We start from the raw sequence: 5,075 nt of genomic DNA on the forward strand, positions 1-5,075 counted from the left end.
GGAGGGCACCTGGGCCGCCCTCCGGTCCGACGGAGCGGGTCCGACGACAGAACCTGGCCCGGATCCGGCTGCCACGAGCAGCCGGATCGTCAGCTCACGCCGGCGCCGACCACCTCCGGGATGCGGAACGGCTTGCCGCAGCCGCCGCACATGATCGGGGCCTGGGCCAGCACGGACGGGACGACCCGTACGTTGCGCCCGCAGTCGCAGACGGCCTTCACGCGCACCCCTCCCCCGGAGGAGCCGTGTCGGGCGGCCGGACCGCGGAAGCTGCGGGCCGAGTCGGTCGCGGTGGCGGCGGTGTGGGCCTTCAGCGCGCGCTGGAGGCGTTCGGTCGTCGGGCGGTAGCGGCGCTTCGCCTCGGGGGTGAGGGTGACCAGCGAGAAGCCACTGCTGGGATGTGGCTCCTCGGGGTGGTCGAGGCCCAACTCCTCTGCGATCGCCAGGAATCGACGGTTGTGGTAGCGCCCCGCGCGGGAGGTGTCGCGTACTCCGCGCGCGGCGGCGATGCCGTGGACTGCCTCATGGAGCAGTCGCTCGAAGGAGAGTTCGTGCCCGCAGGCGGACGACGACTCTCCGATCAGGGACTCGGGCGCGGCAAGATCGGGCAGCTCGGCGTGGTACCGCTGAATGTCGGCCCACGCCTGCGCCAGCTCTGCGGCGAGAACAGGTGGTGTCGTGCTCACGTAATGACAACGAGCCGGAGTGCCGCTGTGTTCCTATTCCGGGGCATCCCAAATAATTTGCACGTACCAGTCAGTTGCCGCTGATGCGGCCCGACGAGGGCGGGTGCGCTGATCTGCGGAGAAGCCTCACAGCTCATACCAAGCTGGTGCGTAGTCCGACGTACGCCCTGACGCGTAGCGGTCGTCCACGCTCCGGGGGCGTGGGGTGCTCTCGTGCGCAAGGGGCGTTTCGGCCGCCGTCGCGCCGGAGCGGCGCCGTCCGGGCGGACGCGCCGACGGGGGCGACGTTACCGGGTGGGCCGCCGGCGTGCGGCACCGCCCCGTTACCCGGCGGTTCCCCGCCCCGCGCGGCGCCGGTGGACGCCGCCGACCTTGGCCGGAACCGCCCCGGCCGCACCTCCGCCACCCGCTGTCATCGCCGACCGGCACGATCCGGCCATTGGGTCAAGGCGTCGGCGGGGGCTACCGCGGGTACCGCGCGGCCGGCCCACATGGCCGGGAAGTGAAATCTCGCCATGGGGACGGGGATCGGGCAAACCGGCCCTCTCTACCACTGGACGCCACGGCGAGCCCGGAGTTTCCTGGCATACGGGGGGAGTTGCGAGCGCACTGCACGGGGGCCATGGAATCGGGCACAGCGGCAACACTCGGCGATTGGGGCGCTTTCCTATGACACCTACGCTCGTACGGCAGCACTCATCTCACACGGGGACGATGTCTCCCGTGGACCTGCGTGCACGTGCGCGTGACTGGTCCGAGATACAGGAGAGGATGCTCGTACCGCTCTACGAAGCCGTCTTCGAGCGACTGGACGTGGGCGGCGGCACCCGGATGCTGGGCCTGGGCTGCGGTTCCGGGCTCGCCCTGCTGATGGCCGCCTCGCGCGGCGCCTCGGTGACCGGTGTCGACACCCGCTCTCCGGAGCTCCTGGACCTGGCACGGCAGCGCCTGCTGCCCGGGGCACCCGAGGCGCCGGAACCTCCCGGCGTCCGGCCCGCACCCGCCCGCGCGGACACGGCGCGGGTCGTGGAGGGACCACCCGGTGCCGCGGCGGACCCTTCGGCGCCGGGGTTCACCCTGGTGACCGCCTTCGAGCCCATCGGGTGCCTCGCGGGCGACTCGGAGGGGCTGGGCGGGCTGCTCGCCGAGGCGACGCCGCTCGCCGGGCGCGGGGCCGCGGTGGTGCTGGCGGGCTGGGGCCCGCCGGAGCGGTGCGCCACGACCTCGGTGCTGCGGGTGGCCACCAGACTCGCGGACCCGCTGCGCGGCGCGGGCTCCTGGCGCCCCGCCCTGCGCGACGACCTGGAGGAGGTCGCCCAGCGGGCCGGGCTCAGGCCGGACGGCTCGGGACGGGTGGCGTGCCCGTTCGGGTACGCGGACGCCGCGAGCGCGGCGCGGGGGCTGCTGTCGACCGGGCTGTTCGACGCGGCGATCGCGGCCACCGGCCGGGAGCAGGTCGACAAGGAGCTGGCGGAGGCCCTGCACCCGCACCGGCGCCCGGACGGGACCGTCTGGATGCCGAATGTCTTCCGCTACTTGATCGCACGAGTCCCGTAAGGATCGATTCCGACCGAACATGCGCGACGTCCGACCGACTTTTCCGGTGCAGGTGTGAATGCCGTGAAGAAGCCGGTCGAAGGCTCCTGCGGTTTCCCCAGGTGGATCATGGACCTTTACTCTGATCCACCGTTCGGGGGAACAACCACATCTGCATACAGGAGCCTGTAGTGCCGCACCGCAAGACCGCACTGCGCCTCGTCGCGCCCGTCGCCGTCCTCGCCCTGGCCCTCACCGCGTGCGAGGGCGGAGACGACAAGTCCGACGCCGACGCGAAGAGCCCGGCGACCGGCGAGGCGTCGCCCTCGCCCTCGCAGGCGGCCTCGGGCGGGGACCTGGCGACGGGCGAGAGCGCGACGGGGAAGGTCGCCGAGGACCCCGGCGAGGTCACCTACGACGTCGTGGCACAGAAGGTCGACGTGGGCACCGAGGCGGAGGCCGCGAAGGCGGTGGCGGACGCCGCGGACGTCAAGGGCAAGGTGCTGGCCACCGCGTACATCAAGTACACGCACAAGAGCGGACCGGCGCTGACCGAGGGCTCCGACGTGCACGACGGCGCCACGGTCTTCGCGGACGGGCAGCGCGGCAGCGTCCTCGTCGGCGCCTCCGAGGACGCCCCGGGCTGCGAGGACCCGTACGACGTCGAGAGCTGGAAGCAGGGCGAGAGCCACGTCTTCTGCGAGACGTACGTGATTCCGGCCGGCGCGAAGAGCGTGGAGGCGCACTGGTCGGAGGAGGACGGCGAGCCCTACGTCTGGAAGTTCCCGCAGAAGTAGGAACCAGCAGAAGTAGGAACGAACGGCGCTCACGCTTCCGGATCGTCCTTCGCCGGCCGGGTGATCCCTGCGATGCGGTATGCCTCCGCCTCGTCCAGCGTCTCGTTGGCGAGCAGGGCCTCGGCCAGCGTGTCGAGCTGTCCGCGGTGGTCGCGCAGCTTGCGGACGGCCTCCTCGTAGCAGGAGTCGACGACCCGCCGCATCTCCCCGTCGATGGCGTCCAGCGTCTGGGGTGCGGCGGCGAGGCCGTACGCCTGCTGGGCGTCGCCGGGGAGGGCGGAGAGCCGGCCGACCCGCTCGCTCATGCCCCAGCGCGCGACCATGCCCCGCGCGATGTTGGTGACCTGTTCGAGGTCGCTCTCCGAACCGGTGGTGATCACGCCGTACACCACGTGCTCGGCCGCCATGCCGCCGAGCGCGCCGATGATCCGGCCGCGCAGGTACTCCTCGGTGTACGCGTACTTGTCCGCGTCCGGCGTCGACAGCGTCACCCCGAGCGCCCTCCCGCGCGGCACGATGGTGATCTTGCGGACGGGGTCGGCGCCCGGTTGCAGCATGCCCAGCAGGGCGTGTCCGCTCTCGTGGTACGCGGTGCGCCGGCGCTCCTCCTCGGGCATCACCAGCGGCCGCTCGGCGCCCAGCTGGACCTTCTCCAGGGCCTCGGAGAGGTCCGCCTGCGTCACCCGGTCCTGCTTCCGCTTGACCGCGAGCAGGGCCGCCTCGTTGGCGAGGTTGGCGAGTTCGGCGCCGGTCATGCCCGGGGTCGTGCGGGCGACCTGGGCCAGGTCGACGTCCGGGGCGAGCGGGATCTCGCGCGTGTGGATGTCCAGGATGGCCTCGCGGCCGCCGCGGTCCGGGGGCGAGACGCTGACCACCCGGTCGAACCGGCCGGGACGGGTCAGGGCCGGGTCCAGGATGTCGGCGCGGTTGGTGGCGGCGATGACGACGACGCCCTCGGAGCCGGAGAAGCCGTCCATCTCGGTGAGGATCTGGTTCAGCGTCTGCTCGCGCTCGTCGTGGCCGCCCATGCCGGAGCCGCCGCCACGCGCGCGGCCGATGGTGTCGATCTCGTCGATGAAGATGATCGACGGCGCGACCTTGCGGGCCTCGGCGAACAGCTCCCGCACCCGGGAGGCGCCCACGCCCACGATCATCTCGATGAACTCGGACGCGGAGGCGGAGAAGAACGGCACCCCCGCCTCGCCGGCGACCGCACGCGCGAGGAGCGTCTTTCCGGTGCCGGGCGGACCGGTCAGGAGGACACCCCGGGGCATCTTGGCGCCCATGCGGCGGTAGGCGTCCGGGTTCTTCAGGAAGTCGACGACGTCACTGAGTTCGCCCTCCACCTCGTCGATTCCGGCCACGTCCGCGAAGGTGGTGCGCGGCTCGCCGGCCTCCAGCTCGACCGGTTTGGGCGGCGCCTTGCGGCCGAGCATGCCGCCCGCGCCGCCGCCCAGGGCGCCCCTCATGCGCCGCGCGATGAAGATCCACAGCACCACCAGGAGCAGCATCGGGGCCAGCGCGATCAGCAGGTTCGACAGGAAGCTGCGGTGCTGGACGACCGGTTCGGCCGTGACGGTGACGTTGTTCTTCGTCAGGTCGTTCCAGAGCTGGTCGTCCGCGAAGGTGGGCCGCTCGGTCGTGAACTTGGTGTACGTCCCGTCGCCGTCGGGTTTGTCGCGGTCCTTCTTGAGCTGGCCCTGGATCGCGTCGCCCTTGGCGTAGATCTTGCTGACGTTGCCCTCGTCGACCTGCTTGCTGAACTCCGTGTAGGAGATGGTCGGCTCGTCGCCCTCGTTGAAGAACGAGAGCACGAGGTTGGCGATCAGGTAGACGACCAGCGCGGCCAGGACCAGGTTCCACCAGCCGCCGCGCATCCTCCTGCCGCCGGGCGGCGGTTTGGGAGGCTCGTCGGGCGTGCCCTCGGTGCGCCAGGGCGGCTCGGAGGCCTTGCGCGGCGGGGACGGGTTGGTCATATCCGGACGTTACGACAGGAAGGCCGCCTGGGCATGTGCATGTACGGCGCTGGGGCGCCCCCTTCGACAGGGGGCGCCCC

General features: G+C 71.8%; 4 protein-coding genes. 2 read left to right on the plus strand and 2 right to left on the minus strand.

Features of this window, described 5'->3' with window-relative positions; all coding sequences use genetic code 11:
- Positions 1 to 89: 89 nt before the first annotated feature.
- On the minus strand, positions 90 to 686 hold the full coding sequence (locus tag ACFWR9_RS42385; protein ID WP_383852942.1) for a hypothetical protein: 597 nt from the start codon (positions 684 to 686) through the stop codon (positions 90 to 92).
- A 669-nt stretch (positions 687 to 1,355) separates the two neighbouring features.
- Here ACFWR9_RS42385 and ACFWR9_RS42390 point away from each other — a divergent pair.
- Both ACFWR9_RS42390 and ACFWR9_RS42395 read left to right on the plus strand, forming a co-directional pair.
- Entirely contained in the window at positions 1,356 to 2,243 is an 888-nt protein-coding gene (locus ACFWR9_RS42390) for a class I SAM-dependent methyltransferase (protein WP_383852945.1), read from the plus strand.
- Positions 2,244 to 2,413: 170 nt separating this feature from the next.
- Entirely contained in the window at positions 2,414 to 3,019 is a 606-nt protein-coding gene (locus ACFWR9_RS42395) for a hypothetical protein (RefSeq protein WP_383852947.1), read from the plus strand.
- A 29-nt stretch (positions 3,020 to 3,048) separates the two neighbouring features.
- On the opposite strand, the gene ftsH is transcribed toward ACFWR9_RS42395, so the two are convergent.
- Positions 3,049 to 4,995, minus strand: coding sequence for an ATP-dependent zinc metalloprotease FtsH (ftsH, locus tag ACFWR9_RS42400; protein ID WP_383852949.1), 1,947 nt, complete (start codon positions 4,993 to 4,995; stop codon positions 3,049 to 3,051).
- Positions 4,996 to 5,075 lie beyond the last annotated feature (80 nt).

It is taken from the genome of Streptomyces sp. NPDC058534 (assembly GCF_042717365.1).
GTDB lineage: Bacteria > Actinomycetota > Actinomycetes > Streptomycetales > Streptomycetaceae > Streptomyces.

Bases quoted from the DNA above. Each gene is read 5' to 3' on its own strand.
- ACFWR9_RS42390 (WP_383852945.1), top strand. From the start codon at position 1,356: ATGACACCTACGCTCGTACGGCAGCACTCATCTCACACGGGGACGATG.
- ftsH (WP_383852949.1), bottom strand. From the start codon at position 4,995: ATGACCAACCCGTCCCCGCCGCGCAAGGCCTCCGAGCCGCCCTGGCGC.